The following is a 22,758-nucleotide window of genomic DNA, read 5'->3' on the forward strand; positions in this document are numbered from 1 at the left end:
TCAACCTGCCGGAAGGATTTCCGGAGTTGGCGAGCAGTTGAGCGCGCTACCGCCCGTCGAATAAGGGCCAGCCCGAATTACCGGCGCGGATTCCGCGGCTACGCTTCACTGCTAATGCTACCTACGCCCCGCAGTTCTGAGCGTGCCCATCGAACTTAAGCAGTTCCGAATGGAGCAAAGAGCTATGCGCCCCTTCAAGTTGATCGCGTTCCTTCCCATTGCGATTGTCGGCGCCTTCCTGGTATCGGCATCCGTGTTTGCCGAGCAAGTTACCAGCACGCTGGGTACGCCCAGTGCCACCATCAGTATCAGCGGTGCGCAACTGCCACCACCCGATCCCAAGTTTGGCGGCGTCATTCAGGACGACGCCCTGCATTCCAAACCGTGGTGGGCGCCGCGCGTGGTTCCGCCGAAAGGGGCGCCCAACGTGCTGTTGATCATCACCGACGACGCCGGCTTTGGCGTGCCCAGCACCTTCGGTGGCGTCATTCCGACGCCGACAATGGATCGCATCGCGCAGCAAGGGCTGCGCTTCAACCGGGTCTTCTCCACGGCGCTGTGCTCGCCGACTCGGGCCGCGCTGATCACCGGGCGCAATCACCACTCGGCAGGCTTCGGTGTGATCTCGGAGCAGTCGACCGGCTTCCCGGGCTACAACAGCATCATCGACCGGGACAAGGCGACGATCGGGCGCATCCTGCTTGACAACGGCTACTCGACTTCCTGGTTCGGCAAGGACCACAACACGCCAGTCTTCGCTGCCAGCCAGGCCGGACCATTCGATCAATGGCCAACTGGCATGGGCTTTGAGTACTTCTACGGCTTCGTCGGCGGTGATGCCAATCAATGGGAGCCAAACCTGTTCCGCAATACGACCCAGATCTATCCGTTTCTTGGCAAGTCGCCCGGCACCTGGAACCTGGTCACGGCCATGGCCGATGATGCGATCGACTGGATGACGCGTATCCATCAGATCGCCCCCAACAAACCGTTTTTCATCAAGTACGCGCCCGGCGCCACGCACGCGCCGCACCACCCAACCAAGGAGTGGGTAGACAAAATCAGCCAGATGAAGCTCTTCGACGAGGGGTGGAACAAAGTGCGCGAGCGCATCTTCGAAAACCAGAAGCGCCTGGGGGTGGTGCCAAAAATTGCCCAGTTGCCACCGTGGCCGAAAGAGGTGCTGAAGGAGTGGGACCAACTGACGGCCGAGGAGCAGAAGCTCTATATCCGTCAGGTTGAGGTCTTCGCCGCCTATGTCGCCTACAGCGACAGTGAGATCGGCCGCGTCGTCCAGGCGGTCGAGGATCTGGGCAAGCTCGACAATACGTTGATCATCTATATCAATGGCGACAACGGCACCAGTGCCGAGGGTGGACCACTTGGCACACCCAACGAAGTCGCCTTTTTCAACGGCATCAGTGTGCCGGTTGCGGAACAAATGAAGTACTACGACGTGTGGGGCACCGATAAAACCTATAACCACATGTCGGCCGGTTGGTCCTGGACCTTCGACACACCGTTTTCCTGGTTCAAGCAAAATGCCTCGCAGCTCGGCGGCATCAATCAGAACATGGTGGTGTCATGGCCCGCGCGGATCAAGGACAAGGGAGGCCTGCGCGAGCAGTTCGTGCATGTGATCGATGTGGTGCCAACGATCCTTGAGGCAGCCGCGATCCGAGCGCCCGACACGGTGGATGGCATCCAGCAGATACCGATCGAAGGGACGAGCTTTGCCTACACCTTCGACGCGAAGAATGCCAAGGTGCCGTCGCAGCACACGACGCAATACTTCGAAATGATGGGCCAGTGGGCCCTGTACAAGGATGGCTGGTTTCTGAGCACTAAGGTCAATCGTGCGCCGTGGGAAGCCTTTGGCCCGGCCAACGCGGATCCGTTGAACAACCAGGAGCTTGAGCTCTTTAACCTGAACACCGACTTCAACCAGACCAATAACCTCGCGGCCGGGAACCAGGAGAAGGTCAAAGAGATGAAGCAGATGTTCATCGCCGAAGCCAAGAAGTACCAGGTTTTGCCGCTGGACGCCTCCGTGGCTGCGCGCATCATTGCGCCGCGCCCAAACATCACCGCCGGACGCACGGAGTTCGTCTATACGAAGCCGATGACCGGATTGCCCCAGGGTGACTCGCCGCTGTTGCTAAACACCTCCTACACGATCAGCGCCGACATTGAAGTGCCGCAGGGTGGTGCCGAGGGCATGATCCTAACGTCTGGAGGACGGTTCTCGGGGTATGGTTTCTACCTGCTGAAGGGTAAACCAGTGTTCTTGTGGAATCTGATTGATCTGCAACGCCTGAAGTGGGAAGGCACTGAGGCGCTACCGCCGGGCCGGCACACGATTGAGTTTGACTTCAAGTACGACGGGGTGGGTGTGGGCACGCTCGAGTTCAACGACTTCAGTGGACTCGCCCAGCCCGGCACTGGCACGCTCAAGGTGGATGACAAGGTGGTCGCCACACAACGTATGGAGCGCACGCTGCCGATGATCCTGCAGTGGGACGAGGCGTTCGACATCGGTTCCGACACACTGACCGGCGTGAATGATGCGGACTACCAGCCGCCGTTCCCTCTGACGGCCAAACTGAACCAGTTGACGATCAAGGTCGATCGCCCGCAGTTGTCACCCGAGGACATCAAGAAGTTGCAGGCGGCAATGGAGGAGAAGGCAAAGCAAGATTGAGCCCGCTTCGGATGTGAGGAGCCCAGACCGTACCTGCCTGGGCGCGGATTTCACCCGTGGCCAAAGGGTTAGAAATGGTCACAACCTACAGAACCCAAGGGGGCGCAAATGCTTATCAGGAATCGGCGATTGGGCATCGCTTTAGTCGCAGTCGGGATGGTGTCTGCCGGCCTGGCTTTTGCGGCGTACCAGCACATTCGCGGTCCGTCGCCTTTGACCCTCGGTGATGGGGAAAATGGCCCCGTGGGTATGGTCTGGCTGCCTGCGGGTGAATTTTTGATGGGCAGCGACCATAAGCAGGCGCGACCTAACGAGGGGCCGGCCCACAAGGTTCGACTCGACGGCTACTGGATCGACCGCTACGACGTCACCAATGCCGATTTCGCCCGCTTCATTGCTGAAACCCATTATGTCACCACCGCCGAACGCAAACCCGAATGGGACGATCTGAAAGTCCAGCTGCCGCCAGGGACACCTGAGCCCGACGACAGTGTCATGGTGCCCGGGGCATTGGTTTTCGCGGGCACCGAAAGGCCTGTCGCCCTAAATGATTTCAGTCAGTGGTGGGCATTTGTCCCCGGAGCTGACTGGCGCCACCCATTGGGCCCCGACAGTTCAATTGAGGGCAAGGAAGCCCATCCCGTAGTGCAGGTTTCACTTGAAGATGCGCAGGCGTATGCAAAGTGGGCAAATAAGCGCCTGCTGACTGAAGCTGAATGGGAGTACGCCGCAAGAGGCGGACTGGAACAAGCGACCTATGCATGGGGGAATGATTTCGCACCCAATGGGGAAAAAATGGCGAACACTTGGGATGAGGTACAACCGTTTCCCGTGACCGGGTCCAGCAATAAATTCAAGATCGGCACCAAACCGGTAGGCAGTTACAGACCTAACGCCTACGGGCTATACGACATGTCCGGGAACGTTTGGCAGTGGGTCGCCGATTGGTATCGTGCCGATGCGTTTAGAGTCGGGCATCAGCCGGCAAGTGCGGTGGCTGTGAACCCGGTGGGGCCATCCGATAGCTATGATCCCGAACTCGGGGTTACCGCCAACGCACCGCAGCGTGTGATCCGAGGTGGTTCTTTTCTTTGTAGCGACAGCTACTGTACGAGCTTTCGAACCAGTGCCAGGCAGGGTGCAGATCCTATGAATTCCATGTCCCATCTCGGGTTTCGCTTAGCGATGAACAATGAGCAATGGGAAAAGAACCGCTGAATAAACACGTAGGTGGGTGCCATTCTCTACCGACAAGATTTGACGTAGCTGCGTGCAAAATAGAAGTTTTCACCAATCAATACAGAGACCGTCAGGCTGGGGCGACTTTTTTCTACACAATCGGCCATTTGTAGTCGTTGGCGAATGTCTGCAATGGGTCGATTCTGTTGAAAAAGTAGCTCCCCTGACTGGCCTCCGGCAAAATCTCTTCATTGGCCGGAGGGGGATCACACAGCATGATGGGACAGTTATCGAGTGGGCAGGAGCGACTGTTTTACTCGTTCAACCTTGAAGATCACATCCCAGCGAATCACCTTCTGCGCAGCATTGATCGGTGTCTCGATCTGAGCGACCTGCGCCATTATCTCGCCGATTTCTATAGCCCGATTGGGCGTCCGTCGATTGATCCCGAACTGATGATTCGCATGCTGATCGTGGGCTATTGCTACGGCATTCGCTCAGAGCGGCGGTTGTGCGAAGAGGCCCATTTGAACCTGGCGTATCGCTGGTTCTGCCGGTTGAGCCTTGAAGATGAAGTACCCAATCACTCGACGTTTTCCAAAAATCGACACGGCCGTTTTCGGGACAGTGATCTGTTTCGCTGGTTGTTCAATGAAGTACTGCGTCGCTGCATGGACGCCGGTCTGGTCAAGGGCGAAGGATTTGCCGTGGACGCCAGCATCATTAAAGCGGATGCCAGTCGCCAGCGCGGCGTACCGGGTGATGAACAGGTCAACTGGAGCGATCCGTCCCTGAGCACCCGCGCCGTGCGTGAGTACCTTGAAGCGCTCGATGAGGAGGCCCTGGCTGAAACACTGCCGAAGCGCCTATCGCTGACTGATCCTCAAGCCCGATGGACCGCTGCTCCGGGAGGTCCAGCGTTCTTCGCCTATTCCACAAACTATCTGATCGATACCGAGCACGGCGTCATCGTGGATGTGGAACCCACACCGGCTCATCGAACGGCCGAGGTCGAGAGCACCAAGACCATGATCGAGCGTGTCGAAGCGCAGTTCGACATCAAGCCGGAGCGCCTCATCGGCGACACCGCTTACGGTACAGCGCCGATGCTGGCCTGGATGGTGGAGGAAAAAGACATCGAACCGCATGTGCCGGTGTGGGACAAAACCGAGCGCAAGAACGACAGTTTATCGAGCAACGATTTCCACTGGAATGAAGAGGCTGAGGAATACCGCTGCCCGGCCGGCAACCCATTGCGCAGCGAATGGCGAGCCTTCAAGAATGAGCGTTCACACGTCACCAAAGCCCACACCATCATCTTCCGATCCCGGCAGACCGACTGCGCTACGTGTCCGATGAAAGCCAAGTGCTGCCCGAACACTGCGTTCCGCAAGATCGCTCGCAGCGTCCATGAAGCCGCTCGCGATGTGGCTCGACGCATTGCAGCAACGCCGGCATATCAGCGCTCTCGCCACGAACGTAAAAAGGTCGAAATGTTGTTTGCCCACCTCAAGCGCATCCTGAAATTGGATCGCCTGCGGCTACGTGGCATGAGTGGCGCGACGGATGAATTCACGCTGGCCGCTGCGGTGCAGAACCTGCGACGGCTGGCCAAATTTTCATCTCAAGGGCCACCAGTCACGGGATAGGTGCGCCTGCACCAAGCGAAAAACCTCAAATCAACCCAATAACAGAGCAGCAAAGGTCAACGAAGGGCCGAGAAACCACTCAATGTGGTGAGGAGGTTCTCCGAAGGTGGTCGTGCCTGAGTTCAGGCCAACTGAAAATCTGACTTTTTCAACGGAATCGGTCGGTTTCAGCCCTTCGCGACGGGCAGTAATCGGCCACGAGCAGCCGGTCGGCCAGCATCGCATCGACGCCACGTTCGCCAGCCATTAAGGGATGGGGGCGAAAATAGAAGCCTCGGAGGGCCAACCTTCGGGGCTTTGCATTTCTGCACTGGAACAGAATTACACCGCGATTCTAAAGGGGTAAGGCACCGTACTCAGGGCCAATGAAACCGGGCACTTCCTTACTTTGGAATACCCGGTTTTAACCTGCTTTACACGGTCAGTGGTACAAAAATTGGTACAAGCTTCATTCCCTCCCTAGGCGCCGCTCAAACTGCCTAGAGAGGACTGTCACCTTCTCGATTTTTTACGCGCTGCTCAACGAAGAACTCCACATGCCCTCTGGGGCTGCTCGGCAATGGCCAAGCATCGACCTGTCGGGCGATTGCCAGAAATGCTTGGGCGCACTTGGAGCGTGGAAAGTGTTCGTAGACGGCTCGCCGCTTCTGCACGGCCCTACGCACGCACTCATCGTACGGAACCGCTCCCACATACCGCAGGGCTACGTCGAGGAAGTGATCGGTGACCTTGGTCAATTTAGCGAACGAGGCGCGACCTTCCTGCGGGCTCTGCGCCATGTTGACTAGCACCCGGAAACGGTACATTCCGTAATCACGATTAAGCAATTTGATCAGTGCGTAGGCATCACTGATCGAGGCAGGTTCGTCACAGACCACCAGTAAGACTTCGTGGGCCGCCCGGACAAGACTGACCACCGACGAGCCGATGCCCGAAGCGGTGTCGATCACCAGCACATCGAGACTGTTATCGATTTCACTGAAGGCCTGGATCAGGCCTGCGTGCTGAGCCAGAGATAAATGCACCATGCTCTGGATGCCTGAAGCCGCGGGGACGATTCGCACCCCGCCCGGACCCTGCATCAGTACATCAGATAGCTCACAGCGACCTTCAATTAAATCGGCAAGCGTGTACTGCGGGGAAAGCCCCAACAGGTCATCGATATTCGCCAAGCCAAGATCGCCATCTAGCAATACTACGCGCCTTCCAAGTTCCGCAAGCGCCAATGAAAGGTTCAAAGCCACAGTCGTCTTGCCGACGCCACCCTTTCCGCCGGTCACGGCGATGACTTGTACAGTATGCACACCATCCATGTTATCGATTCCCTTCCGTGTGCAACGCGTGCGAGTTGTCGCTATCCATCCCAAGATATGCAATGGTAACTGAAAAATGCAGACTCTTGGCTCCTAGCTATCGCATGACCGCCGACTTGATGCTTCCCGGATGGCAGGCAAGCGGAGTCAAATATGGTTGTACTGAGTGCGAAAATCACGTTTTCCTGGCGCCTGAAATCAATTGTTGGCCGTTAATTCTCAGCCACCTGCCCGCGATGCTTGCGTGATCACAGCATCGGCACGCTCAACTTTGAGGCGGTTAAGGTCGCAGGGCATTGCAACACCTGCATGCCGATCTTTAATGTCGACCAGCAGCTGGCGATTCAGGATCTGCATACCAGCAAACCGGAAAATTCGAGCACCTGCACGACTGACCCACCCTCACCTATTGCGCTGAGCGTCGGCGGACAGCAATTAGCTGTCGCGCCGAATCCATCTGGAGGCCAGCTCGATACCGCGTTGCCTGGCTTCGCCAAATGTGCTCCAGGTGCCTATTTCCTCGCCGAGCTTTATCGGCTTATCCCTGCCCTTCAGCAAAATAACGATCCCGATGGGGGCTGCGTTTGAGGTCTCACCCCAAAAGAAATCGATCGTCGCCTGCTCCCCGCTGGAATGGACGTAATCCACCGGTTCTGGCCGGTCAGTCACCAAGCGCATATCTATCTCCCTGATGCCCGGATCTGGGCAATCAAGCAATAGCCCATAAATTCAGATGACGCCAATCGCCTGACCCACCCTCACCTATGGCGCTAAGAGCTTATCCATTACCTCGGTCATACCAATTGTTGGCCAGCTCAATCCCGCACATTTTTGCATCGTCAATGCTCTGGAATGGGCCGTCAGACTCACCTATCAGGCATTCGCCCCTTGGGTCTAGTTGCGCCACCACCCGCACGCCGACGGGTACGGGATCGTTATCAGCGCCCCATTTGAAGCGCACAAGTGCCTGGTTGCCGCTGGCGTGTGAGTGAAAGAACCCCGGCGACCTATCGATAGCCATAGATGAACCCTCTTTGATCCGGACTGATTACGGATCATCAACCAATAGCCCACTTAAACGAATCATGCCAGCCGGCAGGGCATGACCCGGCATAGGACGCCCCATGTGGCGCCGAACCATCGCTGCGATGTAGTTGGCACTTCAGCGGGGCGAAATAAGAAACCCATCTATTCCGACGTTACCGGTTTACCAGAACGACTCGGCAAGTGGTCAGATCGCTCTTTAGTGACACGATGTAATAAAGAAACGTTGTAGTCGTAGGTCGATATCAACGGTGCGGGTCCCTCGTGCCGAGCCATCTCGAGCCATTGTCTTGTTCGTTCAACATCAAAGAATTCGTTCTTGAACTTCATCTTCGCAACCAGGTTCGCTGAGACCCTAAAGTGTCCACACCCAGACGAGCATCTGACCTCTGACCAGCTGCTAGTGATGTGGGCAGTTTTAGAGGCTGCCTGGCAAATTAAACATTGCATGTTCGATCTCCTTTTCGATGACCAACTCACTGTAGCCGAACACCGGCCAAGGTTCCTCCATGCCCACAGAATACAAAATCGCTGAGCCACTGAAGGTTGTGCGCTCGACGGTGACGAAGCTGGTGATCACCGGCGCGCCGCGGCTCGACTCGATCACCGTGTTCCTCGAGGACTTCGGCAGACGCGACTGCCCGACCGAGTCCAATCCGAACTACCAGACTGCCCAAGGCAAGATCACGATCAACTGCCGGGACAAGAGTTGGAATGCTTATTGGGGTGGCATGGGGCCGCGCACCGTCGCGGAGTTTGTTGCCGATTGTGGTTGGGACTACGTCCTGAACTGCCTGGATCGAGGCATCGTTGACCTTGGCGGAGGCAACTACGTTTATGAAAAGGAGGATGCGATGGCCTATAACGGTAGCTCAGTGAAGGTAGAAATACTGAAAGAGTCTGCTGCGTTTTGTAAACATCAAGGCAAGCAACTTTTTGTACAAAGCTCCACTGCCAGACCGTATAACCCCTACTCTTCGTTTGCTGGTGCCGAAGTTCAATTCAGCTGTAAATAAACAGTTTGCCTTGCCGAACAAACACTTCGAGTGGGACTGGACGGAAGCTGTTTTGCCACATACCGGCCAGTCCCTCAATCACGGCGTGAGTCAGTGTCCGAAACGGGTCGTTCACTGCCGGTCATGTTTGCAAAGGGGGCGGGTCAAATCCGGCGCAGATGGCTGGTTAGGTCGAATGCAAATGGGTGGTCAAGTCAGTGTAATTGCCCAGGCGTCAGCGGATCTGGAGAAGTGGCTCGAGCCAGCGGCGAGTTCAGCTAGTCTTCCCGCACCAGTTACTCAAGGACGATACCCATGTCAGATAACTCTGAAGCCAACATAGCCACAGCAGACGCACTCACACTGGTCCTGCACAACCAGCACGCCATATGTGCGGCCATTGAGGAGGTGACCAAGTGGCTTTCTGAGAATGGAGTGGGGAGCGTTGCCGCTAACGCAATTGCGGCCATGGAAACGCTGGACCGGAATGCTCAAGACATCACAGGCGCCATCATGCGACTACGGCAGTTATAGGTATGCCTGAGCTGATACGCGCAAATGCGAATTTATTTGCGCTTTCCGCTTGATAAGTAACACCCATAGTGCAACAGTATTAGTAGGACACCCTAACTGATACAGGCACCCATCATGTTCATCCGCGCATACCTCCGAGCATCCACCGAAGAACAAGACGCCAGCCGCGCCCAGACCTCACTTGAGCAGTTCGCCAGCGACCATAAAAAGGTCATCGCGAGCGTGTATCTGGAGAATGCCAGCGGCGCCTCCGCAGACCGGCCCGAGTTGCTGCGTCTTCTCAAAGATGCGCACAAGGGTGACGTGCTGCTGGTGGAGTCGATAGACCGGCTCTCCCGCTTGCCAGTGGAGGACTGGCAGAAGCTCAAGGCCACGATTGATTCCAAGGGCCTGCGCATCGTCGCGCTCGATCTGCCGACCAGTCACCAGGGAATGCAGGATACGAAGGACGACGAGTTCACCGGGCGGATGCTGGGCGCGATCAACTCGATGCTGGTGGAGATGATGGCCGCCATTGCGCGCAAGGATTACGAGCAACGCCGCGAGCGCCAAGCCCAAGGTATTGAGAAGGCCAAAGTTGCCGGTAAGTATCAGGGCCGGCCGATCGATGAAGATCTGCACAAGCGCGTTACGGAACTGCTCGGTGCAGGCCTTGGCATCCGCGCAACAGCCAGGCACGCCAACTGCTCAACCACCACAGTCCTCAGGATCAGGGACTTGGCCAGCGCCTGAAAACACTAGTAAAAAGGCTTTGCGGTCATCTGTGGCGACCTAAAAGCCAGCACTGCGCTGGCAGCTCCGATCTGCGTTGGCGATATGACAACAGACCCGATGGAGTCGCCCCACGAGGGAATCATCACAATTTCCCAGCGGGACGATAAGACACCATCGCAATGGGGGAACCCGCATGGCACTCACTCCGGAGTGCCTAAGCGCCGCCGTGCTGATCACTTTCAAGAGAAGCTTGAGCATGACATGGTTCGAATCCAGAACCATTCAGCTGTTTTCAGCAGTCGCTACAAAGAAATCGATGATTTCGGAGCCCCTAAAGGGCGAGAAGATTTCATAGTTTCTTAAACAGTACGCGCGTGGATCATCACCAGGAGGCCCGTCTACGGCATAGCCAGTTGGACGGACCGGCCTATTACCAAAAAATTGGTTTGGTGCTGACCATCGTTTACACCCAGATTGACGAATGCACCCAAATAGAGGGACCGGCAGAGAGCGGCCAAGAGCGGACGTATACATCGAGCCGACCATTTGCTGTCATTAACGACTGAGCCAAACACGTGACGCAGAATCCCCCGGACCATCGGGTGACCGGATTCATGATCATGACCGGGCGCAGGTCCTGGATGAAAAAGTACTCCTAGTCGGCATAGCGTGCAGGCAACTGACTTTTACTACCCCAACACCAGTAAGCCTTACCCAGAGAGTTGGCTTTCAGACGCAGGCAACATCAGCCCAATTGAGCCTGGATCTGTTTCACTACGCCCTGCATCGCCGGCAAGTAGCGACGAGCGGCTTCCTCAATGGGCATCGCTTTAGCGATGTACACCAGATTCAGGCAGCCCATCACCTGTTCCTCGTGCATGACCGGGATGGCAATGGCGGCGATCTTGCGTTCCAGGCCCCAGTGCGAGTTGTTTTCGCCATACCCCTTGGCCAGGGTGTGCTCCACCAGCCGATCGACAAAACGACGATCCGCGGCCAGCACCGATTGTTCATCTTCGCGGCTGATCATCAATTCGATCAGCTCTTCCCGCTCGGCGGGTGGGCAGAACGCAAAGTACGCACGCCCGGTCGCGGTCATTAGCAAGGGCAGGCGCCGGCCAACCATGGAGCGGTGAAACGACAGGCGGCTGAAGCGATGAGTGGTCTCGCGAATGACCATGGCATCGCCGTCCAGCGTGCACAGGTCGGTGGGCCAGATGACTTCCTGCAACAACTCTCCGAGCAAGGGCGCGGCGATGGAGGAAATCCATTGCTCATCGCGAAAACCTTCACTGAGTTCGCGCACTTTCAACGTCAGACGATAACTGTCATCCGACTCGCTACGCCGCACATAACCTTCAGCCTGCAAGGTCTCCAACAGCCTGCGCACGGTGGTGCGATGCAGCCCGCTCTGCTCAGCCAGTTGCGCGGTGCTGGCGCCGCCGTCGAAGCGGTTCAAGCCATTAATCAGTGCCAAACCTCGCATCAGGCCACGTACGGCTTTGTATTCGGTCTCGCTCATGGCTGGATCCTTTATCGTTGTAAATCAATCATGTGCACTCAGCGCACACCAACAAGAGTTGTCGTTGTCGACCAGCCTTGTGATTTCCATACTACGCCCAATAAGAAATCCAAAAGCGCTGTACGGAGATGACCATGAGTTCTGCACCCACTCCTTCCTCATTGGACCTGACCACCGATGTCGCGATTGTCGGCGCCGGCCCGGTTGGCCTGATGATCGCCAACTATCTGGGTCAATGTGGCGTGAACGTCACCTTGGTGGAAAAGCTCGAGAGCCTGATCGACTATCCCCGCGCCATCGGTCTGGACGACGAAAGCCTGCGTACTTTTCAAGCAGTCGGCTTGGCCGACAACGTGCTGCCGCACACCACGCCGTGGCACGCCATGCGCTTCCTGACTCCCAAGGGTCGCTGCTTTGCCGATATTCAGCCGAAAACCGACGAGTTCGGCTGGTCACGCCGCAACGCGTTCATTCAACCCTTGGCCGACCGTGTTTTGTTCAAAGGTCTGGCGCGTTTTGCCAACGTCAAGGTGTTATTCAGTCGCGAACTCGAAGGCTTCGAACAAAGCGACAGTGGTGTGGCGCTCACCCTCAAAAATTCAGAGGGTCGCGGCGAACGCTTGCAGGCCAAGTACCTGATTGGCTGCGACGGCGGCAACAGCCTGGTGCGGCGCAGCCTGGACATCAGTTTCGAAGGCAAGACCGCACCCAATCAGTGGATCGTGGTCGACATTGCCAACGACCCGCTGGCCACGCCCCATGTTTATCTATGCTGTGACCCCGTGCGTCCTTACGTGTCCGCCGCCCTGCCCCATGGCGTGCGTCGATTCGAGTTCATGGTGATGCCCGGCGAAACAGAGGCAGAGCTGAGCAAGCCCGAGAACATGCGCAAGCTACTGGCCAAGGTGTTGCCGAACCCGGACCACATCGAGTTGATCCGCAGCCGCGTCTATACCCATAACGCTCGTCTGGCCGGTCGGTTCCGTCAGGGCCGGGTGCTGCTGGCGGGCGATGCCGCGCATATCATGCCGGTGTGGCAAGGCCAGGGGTACAACAGCGGCATGCGCGATGCCTCGAACCTGGCGTGGAAGCTGTCGCTGGTGATCAAGGGGCTGGCGGCCGACAGCCTGCTCGACAGCTACGAACAGGAGCGCCGCGACCACGCCAAGGCAATGATCAATCTTTCCGTGCTCGCCGGCCACGTGTTGGCACCGCCGAAACGCTGGCAAGGCACCCTGCGCGATGGCGTGTCGTGGCTGCTCAACTACCTGCCGCCGGTCAAACGCTACTTCGTGGAAATGCGCTTCAAACCGATGCCGCAATACACCCGGGGCGCCTTGATCGTGCCGAGTGAAAGGGGCTCGCCGGTAGGCAAGATGTTCATTCAGCCGAAGGTGTTGACTGACGCCGGCAACACTGTGTTGCTGGATGAAGTGATCGGCGAAAACTTTGCGATTATCGCCTGGGGCTGCGATCCGACCTGGGGCCTGACGCCGGCGCAAATTACGCAATGGAAAGCCCTGGGCACACGCTTTATTCAAGTGTTGCCGGATGTCCAGCTCAGAGCACCGAGTGATGCCGGCCCCGACGTGATCCGCGTCGGAGACAGCACCGGTCGTCTCAAGGAATGGTTCGCTCGCGGCACTTCGTCCATCGCCCTGGTGCGTCCAGACCGCTTCCTCGCCGGCCTGGCCATCCCCCAAACCGTTGACCATGCCTGCGATGAATTGGCCCGGGCGCTCAAAGTCCTGCCGCAACCGGCTGCGAAAGCTGTTGTCAGCAAGGTGGCTTGACATGAGCGCTTATTTGCACTGCTTGTCGCACACCCCCCTAGTGGGCTACGTCGATCCGACGCCCGACGTGCTGGCCGAGGTCGATGGGGTAATCGCTGATGCCCGTGAGCGCATCGCCCGCTTTGAGCCGGAGCTGATCGTGCTGTTCGGCCCCGACCACTACAACGGCTTTTTCTACGACGTGATGCCGGCCTTCTGCATCGGCATGGCGGCCCACGCCATCGGCGATTTCGATACGGCCGCCGGCCCGTTGGACGTGCCCAAAGCACTGGCCGAATCCTGCGCCCAGGCTGTGTTGGATGCCGGTGTCGACGCCGCTGTGTCTTATCGCATGCAGGTCGACCATGCGTTCGCCCAACCGCTGGAACTATTGCTGGGTGGCTTACAAGGCTGCCCGGTGATCCCGGTGTTCATCAACTCTGTCGCCGTGCCCCTGCCGGGCTTCAAGCGTGCCCGTCTGCTCGGTGAATCAATTGGCCAGTGGGCGCAGTCGCTGAACAAACGCGTGCTGTTCCTGGCTTCCGGAGGGTTGTCCCATCAACCTCCGGTGCCGGAACTGGCCAAAGTCGATGCGCGCATGGCCGATCGGCTGATGGGCAGCGGTCGCCAATTGCCGGCTAATGAGCGACAGGCGCGCCAGGAACGAGTCATCCAGGCTGCCCGGGACTTCGTTGAAGACCAACGCAGTCTGCACCCGCTTAATCCGGTTTGGGACCAGCAGTTTCTCGACACCCTTGATCAGGGCCGCCTGAGCGACCTCGATGCGCTGGGTAATGACGAGCTGTCGGCATTGGCCGGCAAGTCCACACATGAAGTGAAAACCTGGGTCGCCGCCTTCGCCGCCCTTAGTGCCTTCGGCCCGTATCAAACCGAAGGTCGCTATTACCGTCCGATTCCCGAGTGGATTGCAGGCTTCGGCACCCTCGGCGCACAGCCGCTGAGCAACCATCATTGAATTCAAGGAACACTGCCATGACAGCCACTGCATTCACCGAAGCTTCCACCAGCCGCTTTGCCCGTATCAAGGAAGGCGACCTGGACCTGCAACTGCACTACAACGACGTTGGCGAAGGTGCCGAAACCGTGGTCATGCTGCACGGCTCCGGCCCGGGCGCCAGCGGCTGGGCCAACTTCCATCGCAATATCGAGCCGCTGCTGAATGCCGGTTACCGCGTGATCCTGATGGATTGCCCAGGCTGGAGCAAAAGCGACACGATCGTCAGCGAAGGCTCGCGCTCGAACCTCAATGCGCAAGCGCTCAAGGGCCTGCTCGATGTGCTGGATCTGGACCGCGTACACATCATCGGCAACTCGATGGGTGCCCACAGCACCGTCGCCTTCGCCCTGGAATATCCTGAGCGGATCGGCAAACTGATCCTGATGGGCGGCGGTACCGGCGGCCCAAGCGCGTTTGTTCCCCAGCCCACTGAAGGCATCAAGCTGATCGGCGCGCTGTACCGCGAGCCGACCATCGAGAACCTGAAGAAGATGATGAACGTCTTCGTTTTCGATGCCAGTGGCCTGACCGACGAACTGTTCCAGACCCGCCTGGACAACATTCTGGCGCGCCGCGATCACCTGGAAAACTTCGTCAAGAGCAGCACTCTCAACCCCAAGCAATTTCCGGATTTCAGCCACCGCCTACACGAAATCACCGCCGACACCTTGCTCGTCTGGGGCCGCGAGGACCGCTTCGTGCCCATGGACACTGGCTTGCGCCTGCTGGCCGGCCTGCCCAAGGCGCAGCTGCACGTGTTCAACCGTTGCGGCCACTGGGCGCAGTGGGAACACGCCGAGAAGTTCAACCGCTTGGTCCTGGACTTCCTGAACCACTGATCACCGAGGCTGACATGAATCTGACTCAAGACACACTGCAACAGCTCGCCGCCGACCTGCGTCAGGCCGAAGCCCATGGCGAAGCCATCGGGCCGCTGCGCGAGCAGATCGGTGAAGACAACGCAGCCGCCGCGTACACCATCCAGCGCCTCAACGTCGACCACGGCGTGGCCAACGGGCGCCGCGTGATTGGGCGCAAAATCGGCCTGACCAACCCCAAGGTCCAAGCCCAGTTGGGCGTGGACCAGCCAGACTTCGGCACGCTGTTCGCCGACATGTGCTACGGCGACAACGAAACCGTGCCCGTAGGTCGCGTATTGCAGCCCAAGATCGAGGCTGAAATCGCCTTGATCCTCGAACGTGATCTGCCCCGCGCCGACACCAGCTTTGCTGAAGTAATGGCGGCCACCGGCTGGGTGGTCCCGGCGCTGGAGATCGTTGGCAGCCGAGTACAGAACTGGAACATCCGCTTCGTCGATACCGTGGCGGACAACGCCTCCAGCGGCTGCTTTGTGCTGGGCGGTCCGGCCCGGCGCATCGACGGGCTCGACCTGCGTCAGGCCAACATGCGCATGACCCGCAACGGCGAAGAAGTGTCCAGCGGCAGTGGCGCCGAATGCCTCGGGCATCCGCTCAACGCGGCCGTCTGGCTGGCCCGGACCATGGCTCGCCTCGGCGATCCGCTGCGGGCGGGCGACATCATTCTGACCGGCGCACTCGGGCCGATGGTGGCGGTGGCCGGTGGTGATCGTTTCGAAGCTGAAATTGAAGGCATCGGCCGAGTCGGTGTGGACTTCACGGTAGACAGTAGCGCCGAGTGATCGGCGACTTGCGTGCACATGAGGCAATAACAATGAATAAACTCAAAGTCGCCATCATCGGTTCCGGCAACATCGGCACCGACCTGATGATCAAGATACTGCGTAACGCCAAGCATTTGGAAATGGCGGTCATGGTCGGCATCGACCCGGCCTCCGACGGCCTGGCGCGCGCCCAGCGCATGGGCGTGGCCACCACCCACGAAGGCGTTGAAGGCCTGACCCGCATGGACGTGTTCAAAAACATCGACTTCGTCTTCGATGCTACTTCGGCCGGCGCCCATGTGAAGAACGACGCCTTCCTGCGCTCGATCAACCCCGGCATCCGTCTGATCGATTTGACGCCCGCCGCCATCGGCCCGTACTGCGTGCCGGTGGTCAATCTGGAGCAGAACCTCGACCAGCTCAACGTCAATATGGTCACCTGCGGTGGCCAGGCGACGATTCCGATGGTCGCGGCCGTGTCGCGCGTGGCCAAGGTGCATTACGCCGAAATCGTCGCCTCGATTGCCAGCAAATCCGCTGGCCCTGGCACTCGGGCCAACATCGACGAGTTCACCGAAACCACCTCCAAAGCCATCGAAGTAATCGGCGGCGCAGCCAAGGGTAAGGCGATCATTGTGATGAACCCGGCCGAGCCACCACTGATGATGCGCGATACGGTGTTTGTGCTGTCCGAGGCGGCCGATCAGGCCCAAATCGAAGCGTCCATCCTGGAGATGGCGACCGCTGTGCAGGCCTACGTGCCCGGCTATCGTCTCAAGCAATGGGTGCAGTTCGACGTCATTCCCGAAGAGGCGCCGCTGCACATTCCGGGCCTGGGCACGTTCTCCGGGCTCAAGACCTCGGTGTTCCTCGAAGTCGAAGGCGCCGCCCATTACCTGCCGGCTTACGCCGGCAATCTCGACATCATGACCTCCGCTGCCTTGGCCACCGCCGAGCGCATGGCGCAGTCGATGCTGAACGCCTGAGGAGACTGACATGACTTTTAATCCTGGCAAAAAACTCTATATCTCCGACGTGACCCTGCGCGATGGCAGCCACGCAATTCGCCACCAGTATTCGATCCAGAATGTGCAGGACATCGCCCGCGCCCTGGACAAGGCCAAGGTCGACTCGATTGAGGTCGCCCATGGTGACGGCCTGCAAGGCTCGAGCTTCAACTACGGCTTCGCGGCGCACACCGATCTGGAATGGATCGAAGCGGCGGCCGATGTCATCAGCCACGCCAAAATCACCACGTTGCTGCTGCCCGGTATCGGCACGGTGCATGACCTGAAAGCGGCCTACAACGCCGGGGCCCGGGTGGTGCGCATCGCCACCCATTGCACCGAAGCCGACGTCTCGAAACAGCACATCGAATACGCCCGCGAGCTGGGTATGGATACCGTCGGTTTCCTGATGATGAGCCACATGATCCCGGCCGAGCAGTTGGCCGCTCAGGCGAAGTTGATGGAAAGCTATGGCGCCACCTGCGTGTACATGGCCGACTCCGGTGGCGCGATGAACATGCAGGACATCCGCGACCGTTTCCGCGCGTTCAAAGCCGTGCTCAAGCCGGAAACCGAAACCGGCATGCACGCGCACCACAACCTGAGCCTGGGCGTGGCCAACTCGATCACCGCGGTCGAGGAAGGCTGCGACCGCATCGACGCCAGCCTTGCCGGCATGGGCGCCGGGGCCGGCAATGCCCCGCTGGAAGTGTTCATCGCCGCCGCCGAACGCCTGGGCTGGAACCACGGCACCGACCTGTACACGCTGATGGACGCCGCTGACGACATCGTGCGCCCGTTGCAGGACCGGCCGGTGCGGGTCGACCGCGAAACCCTGGCGCTGGGTTATGCCGGGGTTTACTCAAGCTTCCTGCGCCACGCCGAAATCGCCGCTACCAAGTACGGCCTCAAGACCCTCGACATCCTCGTCGAGCTGGGCAAGCGCCGGATGGTCGGTGGTCAGGAAGACATGATCGTCGACGTGGCGCTGGATCTGCTCAAACGCTGAACCGTGCATCACCCCCGGCTGGTCGCCCACGCAGCGGCCGGACGGGTTTGCTTTGCCCACTACAACAATAAAACGGGTATTCCATATGACATCGCTAAACGTGATAACACCGTTACACATGGCGCGGACCATCGGTCTGTGTTTCCTCGTCGCCCTGATGGAAGGCCTGGATCTGCAAGCCTCGGGCATTGCAGCTCAAGGTATGGCGGCAGCTTTCCAACTGGACAAGCTACACATGGGCTGGGTCTTCAGCGCCGGGATTTTCGGCCTGCTGCCCGGCGCCTTCCTCGGCGGCATGCTCGCGGATCGCATCGGTCGCAAACGCGTGCTGATGGTGTCGGTGGCGCTGTTCGGGCTGTTCTCGCTGGTCACCGCCATGGCTTGGGACTTCAACAGCCTGTTGGTTGCCCGCTGCCTCACGGGCGTGGGCCTGGGCGCCGCGTTGCCTAACCTGATCGCCCTGAGCAGTGAAGTGGCGAGCCCGCGCCTGCGTGGCACAGCCGTTAGCCTGATGTATTGCGGCGTGCCGTTGGGTGCTGCGCTCGCAGCTACTATTGGCATCGCCGATCTGGCCGGTGGCTGGCAAGTGGTGTTCTATGTCGGCGGAGTGGTGCCGCTGTTGATTGTGCCGCTGTTGGCACTTTATCTGCCCGAGTCGGCACAGTTTCTCCAGCGCGGCCAGAACGTCGCTCCGGTCGGCGTGGTCCGGGGCCTGTTTCGTGAGGGCGCGGCAATGCCGACCGCGTTGATCTGGGTCAGCTACTTCTTCACGCTCATGGTGGTCTACATCCTGATCAATTGGCTGCCCAGCCTGTTGATCGGCCAGGGCTTCAGCGGTACCCAGGCCAGCTGGGTGATGCTGGCGCTGCAAATTGGCGCAGCGTCCGGCACCTTGCTGCTGGGCTGGGTCATGGACCGCTTGCCGGCCTGGGCGCTGTCGGCGCTGATCTATCTCGGCATTCTCGCTTCGCTGACCGCCCTGGGTCTGGCCAGTCAGCTGCAGAGCATGCTGGTGGCCGGGTTCGTTGCCGGCTTTTTCGCCACGGGCGGGCAATGCGTGCTGTATGCCCTGGCACCGCATTTCTATCGTCCGTCCGTGCGTGCGACAGGTGTCGGCTGCGCGGTCGCCATCGGCCGATTGGGCGCCATGAGCGGCCCGTTGGTGGCCGGCAAGATGCTCGCCTTGGGCACCGGCACCACCGGGGTGATGCTGGCCTCGGCACCGGGGATTGTCATAGCGGCGCTGGCGATGTTTTACCTGTCAGTGCGGCGCAACGGCTCGCAAGCCGACTGACTTTCTACCCGTTACACCCCGCGTCGCGATGGGCGCGGGCTTATTCCAACAACAATAAAAGTGAACACTGCCATGCTCAGGAATTCTCTTGGGGCGCTCAGCGCCTGCGCCTGCGTTTTATCCCTTGGTCAGGCTTGCGCCAGCGGTTTTGTCGACGACAGCCACGCCGATCTGGTGATGCGCAACTATTACTTTGACCGCAATTACGTGAATGCCACGCCTCAGGCCGCCGCCCGCGAATGGGCGCAGGGCTTCATTCTCAATGTGCGTTCCGGTTTTACGGAAGGGCCGGTGGGGTTCGGCCTTGATGCTCAAGGTTTGCTGGGTGTGCGCCTGGATTCCTCACGCGCTCGCACCGGTACCGGCCTGCTACCGTTTAGCGCCACCACCCGTGAGCCGGCCGATGAATATTCGGAGCTGGGCCTGACGGCCAAAGTCAGGGCGTCGAAAAGCGAGCTGCAATTGGGCACCATCAGCACGTTCCTTCCGATCGCTTTCGCCAGCCCTACTCGCCTGCTGCCACAGACGTTTCGCGGCGCGTACCTCAAGTCCCAGGAAATCGACAAGCTGACCCTGCACGTCGGCTGGCTCGACCGCATCAACCTACGCGACTCCACCGACTACCAGAAAATGTCGGTGGCCTCGCCCAACGGGCGCTTCAACGGTGCGGCTGAGTCCGACCGCTTTTCCTTCCTCGGAGGCGACTACGCCTGGTCACCGCAACTGACGCTGAAGTACTACCACGCAGAACTCGCGGACCTGTACCGCAAGGACTTCTATGGCTTTGTCGACAATCGGCCGATGGGCCCCGGCAGCCTGAAAAGCGACTTCCGCCTGTTTGTCACGGGTGAGGACGGCGCGGCCAAAGCAGGCACAGTGGACAACCGCAACGCCGCCCTGATGCTGACGTACAGCCTGGGAGCCCACAAATTCGGCGCCGGCTACATGCAACTGAGCGGCAAGACAGGCATGCCGTACCTGTTAGGCACCGAGCCGTTGGTGATCACCGAGGGTTCCCTGAGCTCCGACTTTCTGAATCCCAAGGAGCGCAGCTGGCAGGTGCGCTATGACTACAACTTTGTCGCACTAGGTTTGCCCGGACTCAATGGCGTGCTGCGCTACGTCAGCGGCGATAATATCGAGTTGCCCAAGTTGGGCGGCAGCAACCTGAAAGAAAGCGAAAAGGACATCGAACTGAACTATGTGCTTCAGGGCACGCCTCTCAAAGGCCTGGCCCTGCGGGTGCGCAACGCCTGGTACCGCAACGACTTCAGCGCCCAGGCCAGCCATCGGGATGACAATGAGCTGCGGGTGAATGTCGATTACACATGGAAGTTATGGTGAGTTCTGGCCGGTTCCCGGGTAAGGCGCCAATACTTGCATCACGAAGATGCGCGTACACCGTCACTGGATCAAGCCGCCTCCATATGCCAGATTCATGGTTTGCAGGTAGCGCCAAGCGCTTGCTGCGGGTCGATTTCGGCTCGTCGTGACCGGCAGAAATCGGCCGATTCTGTTGAAAAAGTCCATCCGGCCATGCCGCTCGTGCATTGCTCGGTGAAAACGCCTTTTTTGCACGCTGCTACTTGAAATCTGAGCCCGGAAGCCTCTGCCAAAAGTAAAGATTTCAATCTCGGACGCGTACTTTTCTGCTGCGTAAACCATGGCCGACTTTTTCAACAGAATCGGCCAAAAACCGCCATTCAATCTGTATTCAGTTCCACAAGATACGTCGCTGCTCGACGATGGTTACTCCCCCTGGTCCCTGCGCCCTGCACAAAAGAGATGCGCAAAACCCAGCAGTGCCGTGTCCACGAAACGCTCATTGCTAGTGCCAGCGGGGAACTGCATAACGCCATGGATTACCAGCGACGCCAGTCCGTGCATATGTGACCAGCCAGCAAGGGCAGCTCCCCGTACCTCCCGGCTTTCAACGTCAAGCCTGAGAATCTCGGCGATGATGCGCTTGTTTTCACCAAATGCGTCTTCGCGGGCCACGCGAAGCTCCGGGATCATTTCTCCAGAGGCGAATTCAGGGCCGAACATGAGTTGGTAAAGCGCCGGGTTGCTCCGCGCGAAGCTGAAGTAGGCCATCCATGCCTCTCGAAGTTTCTGCTCCTGCGTGGCGGCTAAATCCCTGGCAGCTAGCACCTTGGCAAGTTCTCGAAAACCTTGGGCGGCAAGATGCCCGAGGAGGTCGGCCCGGTTTGCATAGTGGTGGTAGGCGGCGGTGGCGCTGACCCCGACCCTTTCGGAAACGGCGCGTAGCGAGAGCTTGGTGGGTCCCACCTCTTCGAGCATTTCCCAGGCGGCACTCAGCAGCAGCGGCGCAAGATTTCCCACGTGATAGGTATCGCGTGTTCGTACGTTCGTTTTCGCCATCATCTACTCGATTCCAGAAAGTGGTGGATAGGCCCTACGGGCGAACGTCTTCATGATGGAATCCTAACATGGCTAAGTATCTTGACACCGATAAGATCAGAGCCTAGCCTCAGTTCACAACAAGTCTAAGGAGAAGCCATGTTCCTCTCTGTTTTCCGATCGAAGACCTCGAATCCTCTTTAGCACCCCGCCGCCGGGCAGAGCGTGCATCGGATCGGTGATGCCGATGTTGCATCTGAACCGGACGCCAAGCGTCGGCTCAACCACGGCTCGCGATTGGCCGCGAAGGTCTGTTCTGCCACCCCAGACCACCAACCCCAACCCCAACCCAGTGACCAATAGGAAGTGAAAATGTCTGAACTCAAACTACACCCCCAAGCCACCGTGTCCCTCCAGCGCTGGCACACCATGATGGCGCAAGGCGACCTGAGCGCTTTGCCTGACCTGCTGGACTCGCAGATCGTTTTCCGCTCCCTGGCGCACACCCCATATTCTGGAGCGCCCGTGGTATCGACGATCCTCAATACCGTGATTAAGGTGTTCGAGGACTTCACCTATCACCGTGAACTAGCGACTGCCGACGCTCTCAGCGTGGTGCTGGAGTTCAGCGCCCGTGTCGGCGGCCGGGAGGTTAAGGGCATCGATATGATCCGCTTCAACGAGCAAGGCAAAATCGTCGATTTCGAGGTGATGATCCGACCTCTGAGCGGCGCGCAGGCTCTGGGTGAGGAGATGGGGCGGCGCCTGGGCGCTTATCTGGCAGCCAGCAAGAGCTGACCCACGGTGGTCCCAGCTCCGTTGAGGGGAAGGAAGCGACCCTATTTCCTCGGTATGGGTTCGAGGACATGGTGATTGCAGATCAAACGTGATGAGTCTATCGGAGCACCTATCCAGGCTCTTATGCTGGACTCTCGGGGTAATTCAATAGGGTCAGCATTCAAACTCAATACGATTACCTGAGTTTGCGGGATGATTGAAGTCAC

At 58.8% G+C, this 22,758-nt stretch carries 19 protein-coding genes; 16 read left to right on the forward strand and 3 right to left on the reverse strand.

Annotated elements, in window-relative coordinates; all coding sequences use genetic code 11:
• Window positions 1–184 precede the first annotated feature (184 nt).
• The 3 genes from ACA073_RS19530 (at window position 185) to ACA073_RS19540 (ending at window position 5,529) form a co-directional block, all read left to right on the forward strand.
• Entirely contained in the window at window positions 185–2,701 is a 2,517-nt protein-coding gene (locus tag ACA073_RS19530) for an arylsulfatase (RefSeq protein WP_497398758.1), read from the forward strand.
• A 129-nt stretch (window positions 2,702–2,830) separates the two neighbouring features.
• Window positions 2,831–3,919, forward strand: a complete 1,089-nt coding sequence (locus ACA073_RS19535; protein WP_497398760.1) for a formylglycine-generating enzyme family protein — start codon at window positions 2,831–2,833, stop codon at window positions 3,917–3,919.
• Window positions 3,920–4,155: 236 nt separating this feature from the next.
• Complete coding sequence (locus ACA073_RS19540) at window positions 4,156–5,529, forward strand: transposase (RefSeq protein ID WP_497398762.1); 1,374 nt, start codon at window positions 4,156–4,158, stop codon at window positions 5,527–5,529.
• A gap of 479 nt (window positions 5,530–6,008) precedes the next feature.
• On the opposite strand, the gene ACA073_RS19545 is transcribed toward ACA073_RS19540, so the two are convergent.
• Entirely contained in the window at window positions 6,009–6,842 is an 834-nt protein-coding gene (locus ACA073_RS19545) for a MinD/ParA family protein (protein ID WP_497398764.1), read from the reverse strand.
• A 240-nt stretch (window positions 6,843–7,082) separates the two neighbouring features.
• Between ACA073_RS19545 and ACA073_RS19550 the strand changes: the two genes are divergently transcribed.
• The 4 genes from ACA073_RS19550 to ACA073_RS19565 all read left to right on the forward strand — a co-directional run bounded on the left by ACA073_RS19550 (window position 7,083) and on the right by ACA073_RS19565 (window position 10,147).
• Window positions 7,083–7,430, forward strand: coding sequence for a hypothetical protein (locus ACA073_RS19550; RefSeq protein ID WP_497398766.1), 348 nt, complete (start codon window positions 7,083–7,085; stop codon window positions 7,428–7,430).
• Window positions 7,431–8,395: 965 nt separating this feature from the next.
• Window positions 8,396–8,902 carry a phiTE_072 family protein gene (locus tag ACA073_RS19555; RefSeq protein WP_497398768.1) on the forward strand — a complete coding sequence of 169 codons (507 nt, stop codon included), beginning with the start codon at window positions 8,396–8,398 and terminating at the stop codon, window positions 8,900–8,902.
• Window positions 8,903–9,196: 294 nt separating this feature from the next.
• Window positions 9,197–9,415, forward strand: coding sequence for a hypothetical protein (locus ACA073_RS19560; RefSeq protein WP_461953650.1), 219 nt, complete (start codon window positions 9,197–9,199; stop codon window positions 9,413–9,415).
• 114 nt (window positions 9,416–9,529) lie between these two features.
• Window positions 9,530–10,147 carry a recombinase family protein gene (locus ACA073_RS19565; RefSeq protein ID WP_497398770.1) on the forward strand — a complete coding sequence of 206 codons (618 nt, stop codon included), beginning with the start codon at window positions 9,530–9,532 and terminating at the stop codon, window positions 10,145–10,147.
• 727 nt (window positions 10,148–10,874) lie between these two features.
• Here the strand turns inward: ACA073_RS19565 and ACA073_RS19570 are convergent.
• Window positions 10,875–11,651, reverse strand: a complete 777-nt coding sequence (locus tag ACA073_RS19570; RefSeq protein WP_497398772.1) for a DNA-binding transcriptional regulator — start codon at window positions 11,649–11,651, stop codon at window positions 10,875–10,877.
• 134 nt (window positions 11,652–11,785) lie between these two features.
• Between ACA073_RS19570 and ACA073_RS19575 the strand changes: the two genes are divergently transcribed.
• The 8 genes from ACA073_RS19575 (at window position 11,786) to ACA073_RS19610 (ending at window position 20,737) form a co-directional block, all read left to right on the forward strand.
• The gene (locus ACA073_RS19575) at window positions 11,786–13,444 is read left to right on the forward strand and encodes a bifunctional 3-(3-hydroxy-phenyl)propionate/3-hydroxycinnamic acid hydroxylase (RefSeq protein ID WP_497398774.1); all 1,659 of its coding nucleotides are present in this window, start codon (window positions 11,786–11,788) and stop codon (window positions 13,442–13,444) included.
• A 1-nt stretch (window position 13,445) separates the two neighbouring features.
• Window positions 13,446–14,399, forward strand: coding sequence for a 3-carboxyethylcatechol 2,3-dioxygenase (mhpB, locus tag ACA073_RS19580; protein WP_497398776.1), 954 nt, complete (start codon window positions 13,446–13,448; stop codon window positions 14,397–14,399).
• A gap of 17 nt (window positions 14,400–14,416) precedes the next feature.
• Window positions 14,417–15,280, forward strand: a complete 864-nt coding sequence (locus tag ACA073_RS19585) for an alpha/beta fold hydrolase (protein ID WP_497398778.1) — start codon at window positions 14,417–14,419, stop codon at window positions 15,278–15,280.
• 14 nt (window positions 15,281–15,294) lie between these two features.
• Entirely contained in the window at window positions 15,295–16,101 is an 807-nt protein-coding gene (gene mhpD / locus ACA073_RS19590) for a 2-keto-4-pentenoate hydratase (RefSeq protein ID WP_497398780.1), read from the forward strand.
• 32 nt (window positions 16,102–16,133) lie between these two features.
• Window positions 16,134–17,069 (forward strand): acetaldehyde dehydrogenase (acetylating), encoded by a 936-nt coding sequence (locus tag ACA073_RS19595; protein ID WP_497398782.1) that lies wholly within the window; start codon window positions 16,134–16,136, stop codon window positions 17,067–17,069.
• Between the two features lie 10 nt (window positions 17,070–17,079).
• Window positions 17,080–18,099 (forward strand): 4-hydroxy-2-oxovalerate aldolase, encoded by a 1,020-nt coding sequence (gene dmpG / locus ACA073_RS19600; protein ID WP_497398784.1) that lies wholly within the window; start codon window positions 17,080–17,082, stop codon window positions 18,097–18,099.
• An 85-nt stretch (window positions 18,100–18,184) separates the two neighbouring features.
• Window positions 18,185–19,393: a 3-(3-hydroxy-phenyl)propionate transporter MhpT gene (mhpT, locus tag ACA073_RS19605; RefSeq protein WP_497398786.1), complete on the forward strand. Its 1,209-nt coding sequence runs from the start codon at window positions 18,185–18,187 to the stop codon at window positions 19,391–19,393.
• Between the two features lie 72 nt (window positions 19,394–19,465).
• A complete protein-coding gene (locus tag ACA073_RS19610; RefSeq protein WP_497398788.1) occupies window positions 19,466–20,737 on the forward strand; it encodes an OprD family porin in 1,272 nt (423 codons plus the stop codon).
• 405 nt (window positions 20,738–21,142) lie between these two features.
• On the opposite strand, the gene ACA073_RS19615 is transcribed toward ACA073_RS19610, so the two are convergent.
• Window positions 21,143–21,775: a TetR/AcrR family transcriptional regulator gene (locus ACA073_RS19615; RefSeq protein ID WP_497404155.1), complete on the reverse strand. Its 633-nt coding sequence runs from the start codon at window positions 21,773–21,775 to the stop codon at window positions 21,143–21,145.
• A 351-nt stretch (window positions 21,776–22,126) separates the two neighbouring features.
• Here ACA073_RS19615 and ACA073_RS19620 point away from each other — a divergent pair, with 351 nt between their 5' ends.
• Window positions 22,127–22,552, forward strand: coding sequence for a nuclear transport factor 2 family protein (locus ACA073_RS19620; protein WP_497398790.1), 426 nt, complete (start codon window positions 22,127–22,129; stop codon window positions 22,550–22,552).
• Window positions 22,553–22,758 lie beyond the last annotated feature (206 nt).

It is taken from the genome of Pseudomonas sp. LBUM1670, assembly GCF_059695695.1.